This window comes from Sphingomonas sp. PAMC26645 (genome assembly GCF_004795835.1).
Classification (GTDB): domain Bacteria; phylum Pseudomonadota; class Alphaproteobacteria; order Sphingomonadales; family Sphingomonadaceae; genus Sphingomonas.
Window position 1 is genome coordinate 2,600,600 of sequence record NZ_CP039249.1, and the last position, 19,009, is coordinate 2,619,608.

Consider the following 19,009-nt stretch of genomic DNA (forward strand, 5'->3'; position numbering starts at 1 on the left):
CCCGGGGATGGTTGCGTGGTGTGTAACGATGCGTGAGAGTTAGAATTTTGCGCCCAGCTCGACGCCGTAGAAGCGTGGCTCGCCGGCGATGTAGGTCGGGATACCGAAGCCGCCGCCGGTGTTGCCCGCGTCGATCAGGTAGCGCTTGTTGGTCGCGTTCCGGACGAACCCGCCGACACTGTAGCGACCTTGCGCGAACTCGACCCCGGCGCGAGCGTTGACCAGCGTATAGCCGGGCGTGCTGATGGCCGGATTGTTCGGCAGCTCGAAGAACGCCTTTGTGCGGTAGGTGACGCTCGGCGTGGCGTAGACCGTCGCGCCGCCGACCGGCAGGCGGAGGATCACGCCGCCCGACGCGGTCGTGTCCGGCTGAAGGCGGAAGCGGTTGCCAGCGAATACGCCGTTCGCCGCTTCGTCGCCGATGCCGCCGTCGATATACGCAAATGTCCCGAATACCGAGAGATACGAGGCGAGCTTCAGATTGCCTTCGAGTTCGACGCCGAGGTTCTTGGCCGACCCGGCGCTCTGCGTCGTGGTCACGCCGTTGTTCGTCACCGACACCTGGAAGCCGTCATAGGTCTGGTAGAAGACCGATGCCGCGCCGCTGAACGGGCCGACGCGACCCTTGATGCCGCCTTCGTAGTTCCAGACGTTCTCCTGCGGCACGACTTGCAGGTTGGGACCGACGCCGAACGCGGTGCGCTGCGCGGCGAGCTGGACTACCGGCGAGCGGCGTCCTTTGCTGATCGTCGCGTAGAGATTGACCGCGTCGTTGAGCTTCAGCAGCGCGTTGAAGCGCGGCAGGATCGCGGTGAAGCTCTTCTCCGCAACGAACTTATTGCCATTGGTGTTGGCCGTACCAAGCAGGCTCGACTGGATACCGAGCGCTGCCAAGATTACCGAGTTCGGCTGGACCGACGAATAGCCCGACTGGCGATCCTCGATCAGGATGCGCGCGCCCGCGGTCAGTTCGAGCGCGGGTATTGGAATGTACGTTGCGTCAGCGAACACCGAGTAGGTGTCGTTGTTGCCGTAGTTCGTGAACTCCGCAGCGTAAGGTATTGCCGTTGCACGACCACCCGTAAGCGCTGCGGTTGCGCGCGTCGCGGTAACCGTGCCGTTCGGTGCAACACATCCGGTCCCGGTCGGGATGCCCGCGCCGTTCAGCGCCGAGCGGATCGGGGCGTAGGCGGGCGTGACCGAACAGGCGAGGTACGTGCCCTCTTCGGTCGCGAACGGGACGCGCTGGAAGCCGTTCTCGAAGAATGCGTTCCAGCCGACCGAGGCGCGGTACTTAGGCCCTTCGAAAGCAAAGCGGCTCTCATGACTCCACTGGTCGCCCTTCGCGTCCTCGGCGAACTCGAGATACGCGGCAGGGCCACCATCGGCGTCGAACACTTCGAGCGCATCGAATTTGCGATACCCGTTGACGGTGGTGAAGGTGATGCCCGGCGACACGTCCGCGGTGATCGTCAGGTTCGCGTCATAGACGTTGCGGTCGAGACCGAGCTTCCGCGCGCCGAGAACTGCGGCGCTGTACGGCGAGCCGGAGAGTTCCGCGTAGCCATAGTCACCGGTCTGGCCGCCGGTCGGGGCGTGCGCACGGCTCTTGAACGCGGTGCCGGGGTTGCGCTGTCCGTCATAAGTCAGGACGAGGTCGGCGGTGATGCTGTCGCTCGGGCGATAGCGGAGCGAACCGCGGATGCCGCGCTGGTCCTGGCCGTTCAGATCGTCCTGGTCGACGCCGCCCTGGTTCTGGTTCGGCACGTTCGCGTCGCCCGCGATGTTGCGGACGTAGCCCTTGCGATATTTATACGCGAAGGCGATGCGGCCGGCGAGCACGTCGTTGCCTGCATTCAAGAAACCCGACACCTGGGTGCGGTCGAAATTGCCGTACGTGCCGTTGATCGCGCCCGATACGCCAGGCTCTGGCTTGGCCGAGACGAGGCTGATCGCGCCGACCGCAGCCGCAGTGCCGAACAGGGTCGCCTGCGGACCCTTCACGACTTCGATCCGCGAGAGGTCGAACAGGTCCTGATACGCGCCGCGCGAACGGCTGATGTCGATGCCGTTGTAGTAGAGCGTGACGCGCGCGCCCTGCTGCGACGAGCCGTTGTCCGACGTGATGCCGCGGATCACGAAGCCCGGGTTGTTGGCGCTCTGCTCCTGGATCTGGAGACCGGGAATATAGGCAGCGACCTCACTCAGCGAGTTGACGCCGATCGACGCCATGCGGGCGCCGGTCAGCGCGGTGACGGTAATGGGGACGTCTTCGATCCGCTGTTCGCGCTTCTGCGCGGTGACGACGATCTCGTCGTCCGACGTTGCGGCCTCGGTTTCGGCTTGGGCAGTGCCTGGCGTGCCGGCTTGTGCGAGCGCCATGGTCGAGCAGGTCGTGGCGAGCGTCGCAACCGCGAGCCGCGTGAAGATACGTGTCATTAAGTCCCCCGTGTCGTTGCCGTCGCACTACGGGGGCGAGGTGACGTTTCGATGGCGTCTTCATGAAAGCAAAATGACTATTCCGTAACGACGCTGTCACATCGTTGCCGCCGGGGTGTCTTCGATCGTGGCTAGCAGGCGGGCAACAGCCGTTACGAAAGCCCGAGACGATGACGATCAACCGCCGCGATGCGCTCAAGTATGCCCTGAAACTTACGGGCTCGGGTGCGACCCTCGCGCTTCCCGCGGTAGCGACACAAGCGGCCGACGCGGCGAAAGCGCGCTTCGATCACGGGGTGGCGAGTGGTGATCCTTCGGTCGACGGCGCCATTCTTTGGACGCGGGCGACACCGGTCGATGCGGCGCAGGCCGGCGACATCGCGCTGACCTGGCACGTCGCGGAGACCGAAGACGGCAAGCCGATCCGCTCGGGCACGGTCAAGGCCCGCGCGGCGCGCGACTTCACCGCCAAGGTCGAGGCGACCGGGCTCCAGCCGGGCCGCGAGTACCGCTATTGGTTCGATGCCGCGGACGGCACGCGCTCGCCGGTCGGCCGGCTCCGGACGCTGCCGAAGGGCAAGGTTGCCGACGTCGTGATGGCGGTCGTCTCGTGCCAGCTCTACGCGGGCGGGCTGTTCAACGCGTATGACGCGATCGCCAAGCTCGACCGGCTCGACGCCGTCCTGCACCTCGGCGACTATATCTACGAATACGGCGTCGACGGGTACGGCGCGGACATCGCCAAGAAGATCGGCCGTCTGGTCGAGCCGCGGCACGAGATCGTCAGCCTCGCCGACTACCGGATGCGCCACGCGCAGGTGAAGCGCGACGTCGACATGCAGGCCGCCCATGCGCGCGCTGCGTTCATCTGCGTGTGGGACGATCACGAGGTCGCCAACGACGACTGGATGCACGGTGCCGAGAACCACGATCCCAAGACCGAGGGCGACTGGGACGCGCGCAAGGCCGCCGCGATGCAGGCGTATTTCGAGTGGATGCCGATCCGCGATCCCAAGCCCAGCCAGCCTTGGGCGGCGATCAACCGCAGCTTCGATTTCGGCGATCTCGCGACGCTGGTGATGGTCGAGACGCGGCTGCTGGCGCGCAGTCATCAGGTCGTTTCGAAGGGCGAGGCGATCACACCCGCAGAATACGCGCCGATGCTGGCGGAACGCGCCCGGCCCGAACGCGAACTGCTCGGGCCGGCACAGCTTACCTGGGTCGAGAAGACGATGGCGGCGTCCGTGTCGGCGGGGAAGCCGTGGCAGGTGCTGGGCAACCAGATCGTGATGGCGAAGGTCGCTGGTCCCGACATGGAGCGGCAACTCGGACCGGTGAAATTCGGCGAGACGATGGCGAAGCTGCCGGCGATGTGGCGCGAGCGACTGGCGGCAGGCATCGCTTCGTACCGTGCCGGCATGCCGTTCGGCCTCGACAGCTGGGACGGCTATCCGCCCGCCCGCGAGCGCCTGTACGCGGCGTTCCGACGTGCGAAGTCGCGGCCGATCGTGCTGTCGGGTGACAGTCATGCCGCCTGGGCGAACGATCTGCACGACGACGCGGGCAAGCTGGTCGCGGTCGAGTTCGGCTGCACCGCGATCACCAGTCCGTCCTACGGTTCGTTGTTGCCGGGTATCGGCACATTGATCGCCGACGCCAACAAGGGCGAAGTGCGGTTCTGCGATCAGGACGCCAAGGGCTTCACGCTGCTGACGCTCACGCATGAGCAGGCGACCGCCGATTTCGTGACCGTGTCGACGGTGTTTGCCAAGCCGTTCACCCAAGCGACGGTGAAGCGGTTTCGTGCGCTCGCGGCTCGGCCCGAACTGCCGCTGGAAGAGATTGCCTAAAACGATCCTCCGTTCGAAGAGGAACGGAAACCGGTCGCCGATCGCCAGGGTTACCGCTGACAATCAAAGTTTTTCCGCCGCAAAGTTCAATCGACTGTCAATTCCCATCCGTCCGGGGGATATTCATTCCATCGGACGGAGATGGGAATGCAGCGAGAGGCTTCGAGTTCGACGGTAGGATGGCCGACCGTCCTTCTGGCAGGTATCGTGTACGGCGGATGGGTGGTCGCGACGGCGTGGCATGTGGTCATTCCGACGCCGTTGCTGGTGCTGATCGGCGGGTGGCTGCTCGCTTGGCAGGGATCGCTGCAGCACGAGGTCATTCACGGGCATCCGACGCGGATCCGCTGGATCAACGACGCGATCGGGTTCGCGCCGCTGTCGCTGTGGCTGCCATACCGCCTGTACCGCCGCAGCCATGTCGCGCATCACCGCGCGGAGGTCATCACCGATCCGCGGCATGACCCTGAGTCCCGCTACCGCGTGCAGGCGCGTGGTCTCGCCGCGGTCCTCGGCCGGCTTCAATCGACGCTTCTCGGTCAGATGATCTTCGGACCTGCGATCTCGGTCGGCCGCTTCTTCCTACAAGAGTCCCGCCGACTTGCGCTCGAACCGGCGCGCGTCGCGCGCGATTGGGCACCGCACCTCGTCGCGGTCGCACTGGTGCTCTGGTGGCTCGGTCATGTCGGTCTTGGCCTCGGCCGTTACGTGCTGTGCTTCGTCTATCCGGGCATGGCGCTGACCATGGTGCGCTCCTATGCCGAGCACCGCGCCGATCTCGCAAGCCCCGGTCGCGCCGCCAGCGTCGAGCATGGCGGGCTGCTCGGGCTGCTGTATCTCAACAACAATTTGCATGCCGCGCATCACGAGCGGCCCTCGCTCGCCTGGTACGACCTGCCAGCGTACCACCGACATAACCGAGCCCGTTTCGCGGAGGCGGGGGCACCGATCTATCAGGGGTATGGCGAGATCGTACGGCGGTTCGCCTTCAGCGCGCATGACGACATGATCCACCCCCTCCACCGCGAGCCCGTGTCTTGACGGGCCGGATCGCCTCGCTCGGGATGTACGATCACCCCGCGCAGCATGATGCCAACGACCGGCTGTGGTCGGCGATTGCCGCTGTCCTGCGCGAACGCGGTGTCGCGGAGGTGCCCGATCGGCTCGATCGAACGCGTTACGTCCATGCGATCTGGCGTGATCCGGCGCTGCTGTTCGGTCAGGCCTGTGGCTATCCGTTGATCGCCGATCCGACGCTGGATCTGCGCGTGATCGCGTTCCCGATCTACGCCGGGCGAGAGAGTGGCAGCGTGATCGTGGCGAGAGCGGACGATTCCCGCGGGTCGGTCTCGGCGTTTCGCGGTAGTCGCGCGGCCATCAACGATCGCCAGTCGAACACCGGCATGAACCTGTTCCGCGCGACTATCGCGCCGTTTGCGGGGCAGGGGGCGTTCTTTGCCGAGGTGGTCGAAACCGGAGCGCATCGGGCCAGCATCGTCGCGGTCGGGACGGGCAAGGCGGACCTCGCGGCGATCGACCGCGTGACCTATGCGACCATCGCACGGTTCGAGCCGGCGTTGGTCGCGCACCTGAAGATCGTCGCGCCGAGTCCTGCATCGCCGAGCCTGCCCTTCGTGACCGCCGCCGGGACCGACGCCGCAACTTTGGCGGCATTGCAAAGTGCGCTTGATCATGTCGCAGCCGATCCCGATCTGGCGGCGGTACGCGAGACGCTGTTTCTCGCCGGGATCGTACCGGCCGAGCCGGACGCGCTGACGCCGATATCGACACTCGAAGCCGAGGCCGTCCGGGCCGGCTACCCCACGCTCCGCTGACATGAAGGACAAGGCCGTGTCATCAGTATCCGACCCGATCGACCTCGCCACGACGATCGACGAACTGCGCAGCGCGCGTCGCGCCTGGCGGCAGGAACAGGACGGCCGGCATAGCGTCGCGCGCTTTCCGTCGCTGGACGAGACCGGTCGCGCGCTCGACGATCTCGTCGCGGCGCTGTTTCCCGGGCGGCTCGGCATGTTCCCAGGTCCGGTCGAGCGCGAGGATGCGTTCGTCGAGACGCGGCTGCGACAGTCGCTGGAACGGTTGCAACGGCAGGTCGAACGCGAATTTGCCTATTGGCAGGAAGAGGCGGTGCTGTCGTTCGACGTCAGCCATGCGAGCATGATCATCGGCCTGTTCTGCGCGGAACTCGGACCCATCCGCGAACTGGTCGACGACGACGTCCGCGCGGCGTTCCTCGGCGATCCGGCGGCCCGCAGCGCGGACGAGATCCTGATCTGCTACCCCGGCATCGTCGCGATCCTGTATCACCGGATCGCGCACGCGCTCTACGGCCTCGGCGCTCCGATCGTCGCACGGATCATCTCCGAACTCGCCAACAACCGCACCGGTATCGATATCCACCCCGGCGCGACGATCGGCCGCAGCTTCTTCATCGATCACGGCACCGGCGTCGTGATCGGCGAGACCGCGATCATCGGCGATCGCGTGCAGATCTACCAGCACGTCACGCTCGGCGCGCGCAGTCCGCTCGGCGTGACCGACGTGTCGGCGCGCGAACGGCTGGCGCGGCATCCGATCGTCGAGGACGACGTCGTGATCTATGCCGGCGCGACGATCCTCGGCCGCGTGACGATCGGGCAGGGTGCGACGATCGGCGGCAATGTCTGGCTGCTCGAGGACGTGCCCGCGGGGAGCGTCGTCGCCCAGCCGACCGCTGTGATCCTCGCGGGCGATGCCGCCGACCAGTTGCACGAGACGCTGAGAGGGCGCGCCGCATGATGCGCTTCGCCTGCTGTCGGCGAGAGGATGGGCCACCGAAACCGGTGATCGGCGTGTTGTGTTGCAACGAAGTGGTCGATCGTCCGATCCAGGCGGTCGCCACCCGCTTCGTCGAGCCGCTGGTGCGCTATGCCGGCGCCACCGTCCTGCTGGTGCCGGCCGTGGCGGATGCGATGGACGCGCGGGCGTTGGCCGGACGGCTCGACGGCCTGTTGCTGACTGGATCGCGGTCTAACGTCGCAGGTGCGCGCTATGACAAGTCCGATGCGGCCGACGATGCGCTCGATCTGGACCGCGATGCGGTGGCGCTCGAACTCGCGGGCCGGATGATCGAGGCAGGGCGGCCGGTGTTCGGCATCTGCCGCGGGTTGCAGGAATTGAACGTGCTGTTCGGCGGTACGCTGACCGATGCGCTGGACGATGGCCATCACCGATCGACCGACGACGCGACCGCGTACGAGACGCTGTTCGACCATGTCCACGACGTGAGACTGCGATCGGGCGGGATGCTCGCTGCCGCGATCGCCGAGCCCAGCATCTCGGTCACGTCGGTTCACCGCCAGGGTATAGATCGGCTGGGGGAGGGGCTCAGCGTCGAGGCGCATGCGGTTTCGGACGGGCTGGTCGAGGCTTTCTCGGCGCGCCCATGCGGCGGCGACGTGCTCGCGGTCCAATGGCATCCCGAATGGGACGTTGCAGCCAGCGCATCCAGCCGCGCATTCTTTTCACTTATCGGCCAGTCGCTTGGGACCTATCGGGACCGATGACTGCGACCGCTCGTTTGGTTCGCACGGAGATCGTCGCAGAGCGATCCACTAACAGGGACACTATCATGACTGCTTATCGTACCGCGTTGACGCTCGCCGCCTCGACCCTCGCCTTCGCCAGCGCGCATGTTGCTTATGCGCAGGACGTGCCCGCGCAAACAGCGACCGCGCCTGCCGCAGACCCCGCTGCGGCGCCCGACACGGGAGACGATATCATCGTCACGGGCACCCGCGCGGTTGGTCGGTCGCGGCTCGACAGCGCGTCGCCGGTCGACGTGCTGAGTTCGGCCGCGATCCAGCGCCAGGGGACGACCGAACTGGGCGCGGCGCTGTCGGCAATCGCGCCGTCGATCGATTTCCCGCGGCCGTCGGCGGTCGACGGCACCGACGCGATCCGCCCGGCAACGTTGCGCGGCCTTTCGCCCGACCAGACGCTGGTGCTGGTCAACGGCGTGCGCGGCCATACTGCGGCGCTGCTCAACGTCGGCGGGTCGGTCGGGCGCGGCTCGGCTGCGGTCGATCTGAATACGATCCCGACAGTGGCGCTCGATCGTATCGAGGTGCTGCGTGACGGGGCGTCCGCACAATATGGCTCGGATGCGATCGCCGGCGTCGTCAACCTGCGGCTGCGCGAAGCCCGGTCGGGCGGTGGCATGACCGTCAATTACGGCTTCTACAACACCGATATCGACACCGCGCGCGGCAGCCGCGGCACGAACGGCGAGCATGCGCTGACCGTGTCCGGCTGGCAGGGCATCGGCTTTGGCGAGGACGGCTTCCTGACCGTTTCGGGCGAGTATCTGGATCGCCAGGCGACCAACCGCGCCGACTTCGACACGCGCGCGCTGGTCAAAATTCCCGGGACGCCGGGTCGTGTGACCGGGCTCTTCGGTGATCCCAAGGTCGAGCAATACAGCATCTTCGCCAACGCCGGCACGACGCTGACCGGCACGTGGAAGCTGTACGGCTGGCTCGGCTATCAGGACCGCGACACGCGCAGCGCGGCCTTCCCGCGATTGCCGCTGCAGTCGGACCCGGTAGCAGTCGCGCGACTGGAGCTGGCAGGACTTTCCGATGGCTTCCTGCCGCTGATCAACACCAAGTCGCGCGACATCAACTCGGCCATCGGCATCAAGGGCGTGGTCGCCGACTGGAACGTCGACCTGAACGCCAGCTATGGCCGCAACAAGATCGGGTTCCGGACGCTGGACTCCGCGAACTACGCCTATGGCCGCACCACGCAGCGCGACTTCTCCGACGGTGCGCTGATCTACGACCAGTACATCGTCGGGCTCGACGTCGATCGCAAATTCGACGTGTTGCAGGGCGTCAACGTCGCGTTCGGGCTCGAAGGGCGCCGCGAGGGGTTCAAGATCCAGTCGGGCGAACTCGCATCCTATGGCTATCCCGCCGATAGGACAGTGACCGGCGCATTGCCGACCGCACCTCCCGGCGCGCAGGGCTTTGGCGGATTCTCGCCGGACAACGCGATCGAGCGGAGCCGTCGTAATGGCAGCGTCTATCTCGATGTAGAAGCGCAGGTGACGGACAAGTTGCTGCTCGGGCTCGCCGGACGCGGGGAAGACTATTCCGATTTCGGTTCGACCGGCACTGGCAAGGTCTCCGCGCGCTATGACTTCGCGCGCTGGTTTGCATTGCGTGGAACGGCGTCGACCGGCTTCCGCGCGCCGGCGCTTCAGCAACAGTATTTCACCTCGGTCGCAACCGTCATTCAAAACGGAAACCCAGTTCAGACCGGAACCTACCCATCGGTAAGCCCTATTGCAGCTAGGCTTGGAGGTCTTCCGCTCGAGCCTGAGAAGTCGACCAATTTTTCGGTTGGTACGGTCTTTCGGTTCGGCGGGTTCGACCTGACCGTCGATGCGTACCGCATCCGCATCCGCAACCAGATCGGTCTTTCCGAAAACATCACCACGTCGCCGACCCAATCCGCTGCGGTCAATGCGCAGATCCTCAGCTTGCTAGCCGGATCCGGGGCAACTGCAGCGCGGTTCTTCGTCAACGGCATCGCCTCGACCACCAAGGGCATCGACGCCGTCGCGCATTACCGCCTGCCGACCGATGCTGCTGGGACGTTCGACCTGACGATCGCCGGCAACGTCAACGACGTGAACGTGACGCACGTGCCGACATCGACCTCGACGCTCAACCCGGCACCGACACTGTTCGCCCGCAACCGCATCGAATCGCTGGAGAACGGCACGCCGGGCGAGAAGGTGACCGGATCGATCGACTGGTCGCTCGACCAGCTCGGCGCACTCGCCCGTGTCACCTATTATGGCGACGTGACTCAACCCGGCACGACCGCGGCCGGCGACGTGCACAGCGGCAAGCACCTGATCACCGATTTCGAACTCCGCTACCAGGCGAAGAAGGGCGCACAGATCGGCCTTGGCGTCAGCAACCTGTTCGACGTCTATCCCGACGCGACGAGCATCGCGAACAACCCGACCGGGGTCATCGGCTACCCCTATTACTCGCCGTTCGGGTTCAACGGCCGCTACGTCTACGCCCGTGCAGGCCTGAGCTGGTGATTAAATCATAGTAGTACGATAGGGTATTGCGTTCGGTCGCATCGCTGGGTAGCTTTCGGTTCCAGGATCGACTTCGCGCGTTGCGGTCGTAATTCTGCACTAGTCATCACGGAGACCATTCGATGAAGAAGATCACGATCGTGCCAATGATTGCAGTCCTGGCACTTAGCCTCGCCGCTTGCACGAAGCCCGCAGCGACCGAGAACGTTACCGACATTCAGTCGAACACGGTCGTCGAAGAGCCGGACGCGAATCTTTCCGCGGTGGACGGTATCGAAACGAGCAACTCGGCCGATCTCGAGAACTCGGTCGATACGAATTCGAGCGGCAACGCGCTCTGATCGATGACTTGAAATTGTAACAGATGGCTTGGTATGGTAATCGAGCCATCTGTACGAAGACTCGAAAGGCGACGTACTTTCCGTTTTAGGGGAGTCGTCGCCTTTTGTATTTTTGAGCGATCTAAGTACGTTTTCTGGCCGATGCATTTCGACGCAATTTATACTCTACTCACCGAGGGTGATGAATAACTCTATTCCTATTTGATAAGTGGGTATTACAACGGGGCAACGTCAAGGCGAAGTGAAGCTCCCTAGACGGAACCTAGTGGTCCAGCGGAGCCCTTCTGCTGGGCCACTATTTTTGAGCGCGAGGTTTGGAAGAGTTCGCGGCGTGCCGGCATTTGGCAGGGGCCGTATTCTCGAGTATTCGCTATTAGTCAGCTGGTCTTCGGTACCGCGTTGGATCGGCGTCCGCGCCAATAGCGGATCGCGGTCATCACCACCGCAACAACGACTGCGAGGATCGCAACGCCCGCCAACTTGTGCTTCGGCATGATGCTGTGGACCGCGTCGAGCAGCGTATCCCCGAACAGATAGCCGATGCCGGTGAACATCACGCCCCAGACCACCGCGGAGATCGCGTTGAGCATCATGAACGTGCGTGCGGGGACATGCGACGTGCCGATCGCTATCGGGCTGATCGTGCGCAGGCCGTAGAGGAAGCGGAAGCCGAGGATGAAGACGGTCGGATGGCGTTCCAGCGTGTCGAGTGCCTTGGCGAAGGCCGGCTTGGCGGCGATCTTGCGGACGCGGGCGGTGTCGCGGTAGCGGCGCCCGGCGAGGAAGAAGAGTTGGTCCGCGGCGAACGATCCCGCGACCGCCGCGGCGGCGCTGCCCCAGAGCGGCAAGAGGTGCTGATGCGCCAACACGCCGCCGGTCACGACCGCGGTTTCGCCTTCAAGCCCCGCACCCAGGAATATCGCGGCGAGGCCGTATTGGGCGATGAGCGTTTCGATCGACATCGCTCGCCCTTGCCGCAGCGCGGAGTTCTCCGCCAGTATCATTTATCCGCCTCGCTACAGGCGGTTATCGACGTCGATGCGGGCTGCTATCGACCGAGATAGTCCATCTTGCCGATCGGCACGCCGCGCATCCGTAACAGGGCGTAGGCGGTCGTGATGTGGAAATAGAAATTGGGCAGCACGAACCCGAGCACGTAGTTCTGCCCCGTAAAGTCCAACGTCCGGCTGGGCGTGACGATCGTGACGACAGCGTCTTCCTTGCCGTCGATCGCCTCGCGCGGGACGCCATCGAGAAACGCAACCGTTGCGGCGATGCGCTGCTGCAGCGCTGCGAAACTCGTTTCGTCGTCGGCCATCGCGATCGTCGGGACGCCGCCAAGCCGGACCATCGCGCCCTTGGCCGTATCGCTCGCCCGCTGGACCTGCGCGGTCAGTGGCGCCATGTCGTCGATCAGGCGCGTGCCGAGCATGTCCGCCTCGGCAATGCCGTGCTCCTGTGCATAGGCTTCGCCCGATTTCAGGATCGCCGAAAGACTGGCGAAACCGCGGCGAAACGCGGGGACGGTGAGGTCATAGAGCTGGGTCATGCACGCAGGCGTAGGCGCGCAATCACGTCCAGTCGAGGAGGAACGCGGCGAGCTGGCTCCAGGCGGGCTGCTTTGCCGCGACGCCGATCGTGTGCAGCGGGCTGCTGGAGGGAAGCGCGACGACGCTCGGTCCAGCAAAGTTCGGTCCGAGCAGCTTCAGGCCCTGCTTGAGCGCGGTGCCGCCGTTGAAGGCGACTGCGCGAAGCTTCGGTAATCGGCCGATGAGCGCGACGATGTCGTTGCCTTCGGCGTCGAGGATAGCCGCATCGCTGCTTCCCGCCCGCCGCGCCGAGCCGATCACGTCCCACAGCGCCACGCCGCTCGCCCGCAACGCCGCCACCCGATCCTCATAGTCGAGCGTGACGAGGTCGCAGCCGACGACCGGCGACATCAGTTGCCAGAACTGGTTCTGCGGATGCGCATAATAGCGCTGCGCGGCAAGCGACCGGTCGCCCGGCAGGCTGCCCAGAACCAGAACCCGCGCTTTAGAATCGAAAACCGGCGGAAACGAGTGCTTGAGCGACATTAAGATCCCCGGGCTGCCACGACCGCAAGACTATGCGATACGCCGGTTATAACCTAGGGTCGGTACATATGGTCGCACCACGCGCGGTACGATCACAGGAAGGACTGCCACTTGGCACTGAACGGACAACTACCGGCGCTCGCACGGACCGGTATCGACGGGCTCGACGACATTCTGAATGGGGGGCTGACACCGGACCGAATGTACCTTGTCGAGGGTACGCCCGGCACGGGCAAGACGACGCTCGGGCTCGGCTTCCTGCTCGCCGGCGCATCGGTGGGCGAGGCGGGTCTGTATATCACGCTGGCCGAGACCGAAGTCGAGTTGCGCGCGGTGGCGCAGACGCATGGCTGGTCGCTGGACCCGCTGACGCTGTTCGAGATGGTACCGGCCGATGGCCTCGGCGAAGACCATGAACAGACGTTGCTGCATCCGAGCGAGGTCGAACTCGGCGAGACGATCCGCGACGTGATGGCGAAGGTCGATGAGCTTCGGCCCAAGCGCGTGGTGATCGACAGCCTGTCCGAACTGCGCCTGCTCGCGCAAAGCCCGATCCGCTATCGCCGCCAGATCCTCGCGCTCAAGCACTTCTTCTCGACGCGCGCCTGCACCGTGCTGTTCCTCGACGACAAGAGCGGATCGGGCAGCGATCTCCAGTTGCACAGCATCGCGCACGGCGTGATTTCGCTCGAACAGACCTTGTCAGGGTTTGGCGCGCAACGTCGACGCCTGCACGTCGTCAAGATGCGCGGCGTTCGGTATCGCGGCGGCTATCACGACTTCGAGATCGAGCGCGGTGGGCTGTGCGTCTACCCGCGCCTCGTCGCGTCCGAGCACGTCATGAAATATTCGGACGAGGCCGTTTCGACCGGCTCGACCGAACTCGATACGTTGTTGGGTGGCGGCCTGATTCCGGGCACCGCGACGTTGCTGACGGGGCCTGCCGGTGTCGGCAAGACGACCGCGTCGGTCCAGTCGGTGATCGCAGCGCTGGAGCGAGGCGAGCGCGCGGCGTACTTCCTGTTCGACGAGCGCTTGCCGACGTTGCTGAAGCGCAGCGCGTCGCTCGGCATGGACCTGATGCCGTTCGTCGAGAACGGGCAGCTCGAGCTGCGGGCGATCGATCCCGCCGAGATGTCGCCAGGCGAGTTCTCCGGCGCGGTGCGGGCCGCGGTCGAGCAGCACAAGGCGAAGATCGTCGTGATCGACAGCCTCAATGCCTACCTCCAGGCGATGCCGAACGAGCAGTTCCTGATCCTGCAGATGCACGAGATGCTGACGTATCTCGGTCAGAAGGGGATCGTCAGCCTGCTGATCCTTGGCCTGCACGGGATCACCGGAGACGTTCGCTCTGACGTCGACCTCAGCTATCTGTCCGATACGATCGTCCAGCTCCGCTATTTCGAGGCGCACGGCGAGGTGCGGCAGGCGATTTCGGTCATCAAGACGCGTACCGCACGGCACGAACGCACGATCCGGGAGTTTCAGATCGGTAGCAACGGATTGCTGGTCGGCGAGCCCCTTCGCGAATTCCAGGGCGTGTTGACCGGCGTTCCGACATTCTCGGGCGAAGGAAAGACGTTGATGGCCAGTCGGATGGGGATGCAGGACTCGCGCGTCTGACATGGACGATCGCGTCCTGATCCTGGCGCCCCGCGGGCGCGATGCGGCAATCGCGTCGGACCTGCTCGGGCGGAATGACATCGTCGCCTATGTGTGCCGCGATCAGATGGACCTGATCGCCGAACTCGCCAAGGGCGCGGGCGCGGTGATGCTGACGGAGGAAGCACTCGCCACCGAGGAAGTCGCCCCGCTGGCGGAATGGGTCGCGGCGCAACCCAATTGGGCGGATATCCAGTTCGTCGTGCTGGCCAACGGAACGCGGACGCCGCGGACGCCGCGGGCCACGCAACGCCTTACCGATCTTGGCAATGTCCTGTTGCTGGAGCGCCCGCTGCATGCCGAGGCCATGCTGGGTGCGATCCGGTCGGCGCTCACGGCGCGACGTCGGCAATATGAGTTGCGTGATGTCGCGGTGACGCTCGAACGCGCGGTGCTCGACCGGACCAGCGAGTTGCGCACCGCGCGTGAGAGCCTGGAGATCGCGCTCGAAGCTGCCGGCATGGGAAGCTGGGACATCGATCTGACGACCGGTGAGTCTCGCCGGACGCTGCGGCACGACGCGATCTATGGCTATCCGGACGGCCGGCCCGACTGGACCATGGAAACCTTCCTGAGCCATATCGACGTCAAACAACGCGGCACCATTACGCGCGCGATGACCGAGGCGACGAGAACCGGCGTGATCGACGTCGAGTACCGGATCGACGCGGCCGACGGCGCGTCACGGTGGCTGGTCGCCAAGGGGCGGGTCCAGTATGACGATGCCGGCAAGGCCGCGCGGATGACCGGCGTGGTCTCCGACGTCACCGATCGCAAGGAAGCCGACGCGCAGCTTGCGCAGGCGCAGAAGATGGACGCGATCGGTCAGCTGACCGGCGGTGTCGCGCACGATTTCAACAATCTGCTGACCCCGATCGTCGGCAGCCTCGACCTGCTCCGCCGGCGGCACAAGGATGACGAGCGTACGCAGCGGATGATCGGCGGCGCGTTGCAGGCAGCAGAGCGCGCCGCGACGCTGACCCAGCGACTGCTCGCGTTCGCGCGGCGGCAGGCGCTGCAACCGCGCGCCGTCGATATCGGCGCGCTGATCGACGGGTTGGTCGACCTGATGCGGCGCTCGCTCGGGCCGTCGATCGCAGTGACGCTTGAGATTCCGCGGCATTTGTCCTCGGCGCGCGTCGATCCCAACCAGCTCGAACTCGCATTGCTCAATCTGGCGATCAACGCGCGCGACGCCATGCCCGGCGGTGGCAAACTGACGCTGACCGTTAGTGAGGTCGTCGTCGACGATCGCAACATGGTCGGCCTTGCCCCGGATCGCTACGTACGGATCGCTGCGATCGATACCGGCGTTGGCATGGACCGCGCCACGCTCGCCCGCGCGACCGAGCCGTTCTTCTCCACCAAGGGCGTCGGCAAGGGCACCGGGCTGGGGCTCTCGATGGTCCACGGCCTCGCCGCGCAATCGGGCGGCACGCTCCGCCTGACGAGCGAACCCGGGTCCGGCACGACGGTCGAACTGTGGCTGCCGGCAACCGAGGAAGCGGCGACCGAGACGGTAGAGAATACCGCGGAGCCGGTCATCGCGCGGCGTGCGGCCAAGGTGTTGCTAGTGGATGACGAGGATCTGGTACGTGCGGCGACCGCCGACATGCTGCGCGACATCGGCTATGTCGTGGTCGAGGTCCCCTCCGCCAGTCAGGCGCTGTCGGCAATCCGATCCGGCGTGGATGCGGACATCCTCGTCAGCGATTATCTGATGCCGGGGATGACAGGTGGGCAACTCATCACCGAACTCTGGTCGTCGGGCAATCGCATCCCGGCTTTGCTGGTGACCGGCTATGCCGCGGCGGGCGAGGACGTGCCCGAGGGGGTCACCCGTCTGTCGAAGCCGTTCCGCCAGACCGATCTCGCCGCGCGGGTCGACGAACTGCTGCGCCAGTCGCCGCCGGGCCGCCCCAAGCTCCGCGCAGTCGAGTAAGATCGGACCGGGGGAACGCCACCCGGTCCGATCTCCTGTCGGACTTTAGAAGCCCTTCTTCAACGATACGAAGAACTGGCGTGGTGCGCCGGCGAGCAGCGTCTGGTTGTCGCCGCTGGCGGTGAAGCCGTTCGACCCGATCGTAGAAATATACTTCTTGTTGGTAAGGTTGGTGACGTTGCCCTCGATCGCGACACCGTGGAGCGCGCCATCGCCTTCGAAGCGGTAGCCGATGCTGGCATCGACCAGCACGCGGCTCGGCACCGACTGGTCGTTGAGGTAGGTGAAGTAGCGCTTGCTCATGTAATCCGCGCCGACCCGGCCGGTGAAGCCCGACTGTTCGAGCACGATCTCGCCCTTGACCATGTGCTTGGGCGTATCGACGACGGTGTCGCCCTTGCGGACCTGGACCGAGCCGGAAGCGTCGGTGACCGTGTCCTGATACTCGGCGTTGGTGTAGGAATAGCTCGCGAACAGCGAGAGCGGGCGGAACACGCGGTAATTGGCGGAGACTTCGGCGCCATACGTGCGCACGCTGCCCGCGTTGTTGAGCGTCGGCGCGTTGCCGAGGATGCCGACACCGTTCGCAAAAGCGAGCAGGCGGTTCGAGAAGTCGACATAATAGCCGACCGCCGAAGCCTGGAACGGTCCGCTGTGGAGGCGGACGCCGCCCTCCGCGGTCTTCGAGCGCTCGGGCTTGAGGCGGCCGCGGACGGCGTTGAAGCCGGCCTGCGTCGCCGCGAACGGTCCGGTCGTCGCCGATGACACGAACGCCCGCATGTTCTCGGTATAGTCGGCAAACACTTCCGCCGCCGGGGTCAGCTTGAACAGGATACCGGCCTGTGGCTGGAACCAGTCCTTGGCCGAGATACGGCCGACCGAGAGCGGCGAGCTCGTATCGGGCAGCATCGTCGCGCTGTTGACGACATACGCGCCCTTCCACCCGGCGTTGACGATCAGGCGGTCGTTCATGAGCTTCAGCGTGTCCTCGACATGATACTGCATCGTATCGGTGCCGTATTTGCCGTCCCACTGCGTCGCGTACGAGTTCTTCTGGAACTTCAGCACGTCGCGGTTGGGCTCCGCGCTGTCCGTCATGCCGTAGAAACGCCGCGCCTGCGTGAAGGTGTTGGTTTCCAGCCAGCCACCGATCTCGAAGGTGTTCGCGCCGGTCTCATAGGCGATGTTGCTGAGCGCTCCACCGCGTTTGATGCTGTACTCCGTCGTGCGGAAGCCGAGCGGGCTCGGCGCCGTAATCGCGCTGCCGTCCTGGTTCAGCGCGCCGGCCGGGGTAGGCGAATACGGCGTGATCCACGACCCCTGGCCCTTGTTGTTATGATAGTAGCCGGTCGTGGTCATGGTCAGCTCGGGCGTCAGGTTCGCGTCCAACGTGACGCCGCCGAGGTAATCGCGCCGGACGCCACCTGCATCGAAATACGCATCGTCGACCGTGCCAAACCCGGTCGGGAAGGTCGTGCCGGTGCCGGCCCACGGCGCGACGAAGCCAATCGACGAACCGTTGTTCGCCTTCGTATACGTCGCGAGCGCACCCTGGTTCTGGTACGTTTTCGCGATCTGCAGCGCGAGCGGATAGTTGTCGGCGATGTTGTCGTTACGCAGGCCGCGACGACGGATGATGTCGTAGCTGAGATCCTGGTAGTCCTGCTCGCGACGATCGGAGAAGTTCAGGAACGCGGACAGGCTGCCGAACGCACCCAGATCCTTGACGATCTTGCCGTTCGCCTGATGCTGGCGCTGGACGCCGTCGCCCTTCCACTTGTCGGTGGTGAGGTAGCCGTAGCTGAGATAGCCCTTCAGCCCACCGCCGAGATCGCCGCTGTCGATACGCGCATAGCCGCGGTACGTGCTGTCGGAGCCATAGGTGCCGCCGCCGGTAACGTTCGCGGTGTCGCGCGGCTTGTCGCTGAAGAACTGGATCGTGCCGCCGAGATTGCTGGTCGATGCGGTGCCGAGCGCACCGGCGCCCTGTGCGACTTCGGTGCGGGCGACGTTCTCGGAGATGATCGCGCGGCTGATGTGCAGGCCGTTGACGTTGCCATAGCTCATGTCGCCGAGCGGCACGCCGTCGAGCGTGAAGCCGAGCTGGTTCTGGTTGAACCCGCGCAGCGAGATGCGGACCGCCCATTCATACGCGCCGAACGGGTCGGATGCCTGGAAATTGACGCCGGGAAGCTTTTCGATCGCCTTCAACGGGCTCGAACCGGGGGTGAGGCGCGCGAGATCGACGGCGCTGACGCTCTGCACCTGGCGGCTCTGGCCGAAGCCGAGCACGACGATGTCGGACGACGTCTCGGGCGCCGGATCGGCTTGGACTTCTGCCGGCGCAGCTACCGGGGTTTCCGGTGCGGACTCCGGGGCGGCCTGGGCAAACGCGGCAGGCGTGGCGAGCGCCGCGAGTGCGACACCGGCGAAAAGCGACGATATGGTCTGCATGATGTCCCCTGAAGCGCGACGGCGCTCAGCGGCCCTTTGCCGATCGACGTGACGCGTCGGCGACAGATCGAAGACGATTTCGAGACGGTCGGCGATATTGTTACGGTAGTGACCCGAATGCCTCT

14 protein-coding genes are annotated in these 19,009 nt (G+C 65.2%); 9 read left to right on the plus strand and 5 right to left on the minus strand.

Annotation, left to right across the window (positions count from 1 at the left end):
• Positions 1-39: 39 nt before the first annotated feature.
• Positions 40-2,439 carry a TonB-dependent receptor gene (locus tag E5673_RS12020; RefSeq protein ID WP_136190185.1) on the minus strand — a complete coding sequence of 800 codons (2,400 nt, stop codon included), beginning with the start codon at positions 2,437-2,439 and terminating at the stop codon, positions 40-42.
• A gap of 170 nt (positions 2,440-2,609) precedes the next feature.
• Between E5673_RS12020 and E5673_RS12025 the strand changes: the two genes are divergently transcribed.
• The 7 genes from E5673_RS12025 (at position 2,610) to E5673_RS12055 (ending at position 10,751) form a co-directional block, all read left to right on the plus strand.
• Complete coding sequence (locus E5673_RS12025) at positions 2,610-4,289, plus strand: alkaline phosphatase D family protein (RefSeq protein WP_136190186.1); 1,680 nt, start codon at positions 2,610-2,612, stop codon at positions 4,287-4,289.
• Between the two features lie 147 nt (positions 4,290-4,436).
• The gene (locus E5673_RS12030; RefSeq protein ID WP_136190187.1) at positions 4,437-5,330 is read left to right on the plus strand and encodes a fatty acid desaturase; all 894 of its coding nucleotides are present in this window, start codon (positions 4,437-4,439) and stop codon (positions 5,328-5,330) included.
• On the plus strand, positions 5,327-6,124 hold the full coding sequence (locus tag E5673_RS12035; RefSeq protein ID WP_136190188.1) for a PhnD/SsuA/transferrin family substrate-binding protein: 798 nt from the start codon (positions 5,327-5,329) through the stop codon (positions 6,122-6,124). Before E5673_RS12030 ends, E5673_RS12035 begins: the two co-directional genes overlap by 4 nt.
• 1 nt (position 6,125) lies before the next feature.
• Positions 6,126-7,088, plus strand: a complete 963-nt coding sequence (gene epsC / locus E5673_RS12040) for a serine O-acetyltransferase EpsC (RefSeq protein ID WP_136190189.1) — start codon at positions 6,126-6,128, stop codon at positions 7,086-7,088.
• On the plus strand, positions 7,085-7,855 hold the full coding sequence (locus E5673_RS12045) for a gamma-glutamyl-gamma-aminobutyrate hydrolase family protein (protein ID WP_210731734.1): 771 nt from the start codon (positions 7,085-7,087) through the stop codon (positions 7,853-7,855). The genes epsC and E5673_RS12045 overlap by 4 nt, the downstream gene beginning before the upstream one ends.
• A gap of 65 nt (positions 7,856-7,920) precedes the next feature.
• On the plus strand, positions 7,921-10,410 hold the full coding sequence (locus E5673_RS12050; RefSeq protein WP_168711617.1) for a TonB-dependent receptor: 2,490 nt from the start codon (positions 7,921-7,923) through the stop codon (positions 10,408-10,410).
• A gap of 122 nt (positions 10,411-10,532) precedes the next feature.
• The gene (locus E5673_RS12055; protein ID WP_136190190.1) at positions 10,533-10,751 is read left to right on the plus strand and encodes a hypothetical protein; all 219 of its coding nucleotides are present in this window, start codon (positions 10,533-10,535) and stop codon (positions 10,749-10,751) included.
• Between the two features lie 377 nt (positions 10,752-11,128).
• Here the strand turns inward: E5673_RS12055 and E5673_RS12060 are convergent, their stop codons facing one another.
• From E5673_RS12060 to E5673_RS12070, 3 genes are all read right to left on the minus strand, one after another.
• Positions 11,129-11,713 carry a DedA family protein gene (locus E5673_RS12060; protein WP_136190191.1) on the minus strand — a complete coding sequence of 195 codons (585 nt, stop codon included), beginning with the start codon at positions 11,711-11,713 and terminating at the stop codon, positions 11,129-11,131.
• An 86-nt stretch (positions 11,714-11,799) separates the two neighbouring features.
• Positions 11,800-12,300, minus strand: coding sequence for a DUF1993 domain-containing protein (locus E5673_RS12065; protein WP_136190192.1), 501 nt, complete (start codon positions 12,298-12,300; stop codon positions 11,800-11,802).
• A 22-nt stretch (positions 12,301-12,322) separates the two neighbouring features.
• Entirely contained in the window at positions 12,323-12,826 is a 504-nt protein-coding gene (locus E5673_RS12070; protein WP_136190193.1) for a DNA-deoxyinosine glycosylase, read from the minus strand.
• Between the two features lie 111 nt (positions 12,827-12,937).
• Between E5673_RS12070 and E5673_RS12075 the strand changes: the two genes are divergently transcribed.
• On the plus strand, positions 12,938-14,449 hold the full coding sequence (locus tag E5673_RS12075; RefSeq protein ID WP_056058899.1) for an ATPase domain-containing protein: 1,512 nt from the start codon (positions 12,938-12,940) through the stop codon (positions 14,447-14,449).
• 1 nt (position 14,450) lies between these two features.
• Positions 14,451-16,430: a PAS domain-containing hybrid sensor histidine kinase/response regulator gene (locus E5673_RS12080; RefSeq protein WP_136190194.1), complete on the plus strand. Its 1,980-nt coding sequence runs from the start codon at positions 14,451-14,453 to the stop codon at positions 16,428-16,430.
• A gap of 45 nt (positions 16,431-16,475) precedes the next feature.
• Here the strand turns inward: E5673_RS12080 and E5673_RS12085 are convergent, their stop codons facing one another.
• A complete protein-coding gene (locus E5673_RS12085; RefSeq protein WP_136190195.1) occupies positions 16,476-18,884 on the minus strand; it encodes a TonB-dependent receptor in 2,409 nt (802 codons plus the stop codon).
• Positions 18,885-19,009 lie beyond the last annotated feature (125 nt).

What these genes read in the sequence shown, in the direction of transcription:
- E5673_RS12020 (WP_136190185.1), bottom strand. Translation starts at nt 2,439, where the DNA reads ATGACACGTATCTTCACGCGGCTCGCGGTTGCGACGCTCGCCACGACC.
- E5673_RS12025 (WP_136190186.1), top strand. Translation starts at nt 2,610, where the DNA reads ATGACGATCAACCGCCGCGATGCGCTCAAGTATGCCCTGAAACTTACG.
- E5673_RS12030 (WP_136190187.1), top strand. Translation starts at nt 4,437, where the DNA reads ATGCAGCGAGAGGCTTCGAGTTCGACGGTAGGATGGCCGACCGTCCTT.
- epsC (WP_136190189.1), top strand. Translation starts at nt 6,126, where the DNA reads ATGAAGGACAAGGCCGTGTCATCAGTATCCGACCCGATCGACCTCGCC.
- E5673_RS12045 (WP_210731734.1), top strand. Translation starts at nt 7,085, where the DNA reads ATGATGCGCTTCGCCTGCTGTCGGCGAGAGGATGGGCCACCGAAACCG.
- E5673_RS12050 (WP_168711617.1), top strand. Translation starts at nt 7,921, where the DNA reads ATGACTGCTTATCGTACCGCGTTGACGCTCGCCGCCTCGACCCTCGCC.
- E5673_RS12055 (WP_136190190.1), top strand. Translation starts at nt 10,533, where the DNA reads ATGAAGAAGATCACGATCGTGCCAATGATTGCAGTCCTGGCACTTAGC.
- E5673_RS12060 (WP_136190191.1), bottom strand. Translation starts at nt 11,713, where the DNA reads ATGTCGATCGAAACGCTCATCGCCCAATACGGCCTCGCCGCGATATTC.
- E5673_RS12065 (WP_136190192.1), bottom strand. Translation starts at nt 12,300, where the DNA reads ATGACCCAGCTCTATGACCTCACCGTCCCCGCGTTTCGCCGCGGTTTC.
- E5673_RS12070 (WP_136190193.1), bottom strand. Translation starts at nt 12,826, where the DNA reads ATGTCGCTCAAGCACTCGTTTCCGCCGGTTTTCGATTCTAAAGCGCGG.
- E5673_RS12080 (WP_136190194.1), top strand. Translation starts at nt 14,451, where the DNA reads ATGGACGATCGCGTCCTGATCCTGGCGCCCCGCGGGCGCGATGCGGCA.
- E5673_RS12085 (WP_136190195.1), bottom strand. Translation starts at nt 18,884, where the DNA reads ATGCAGACCATATCGTCGCTTTTCGCCGGTGTCGCACTCGCGGCGCTC.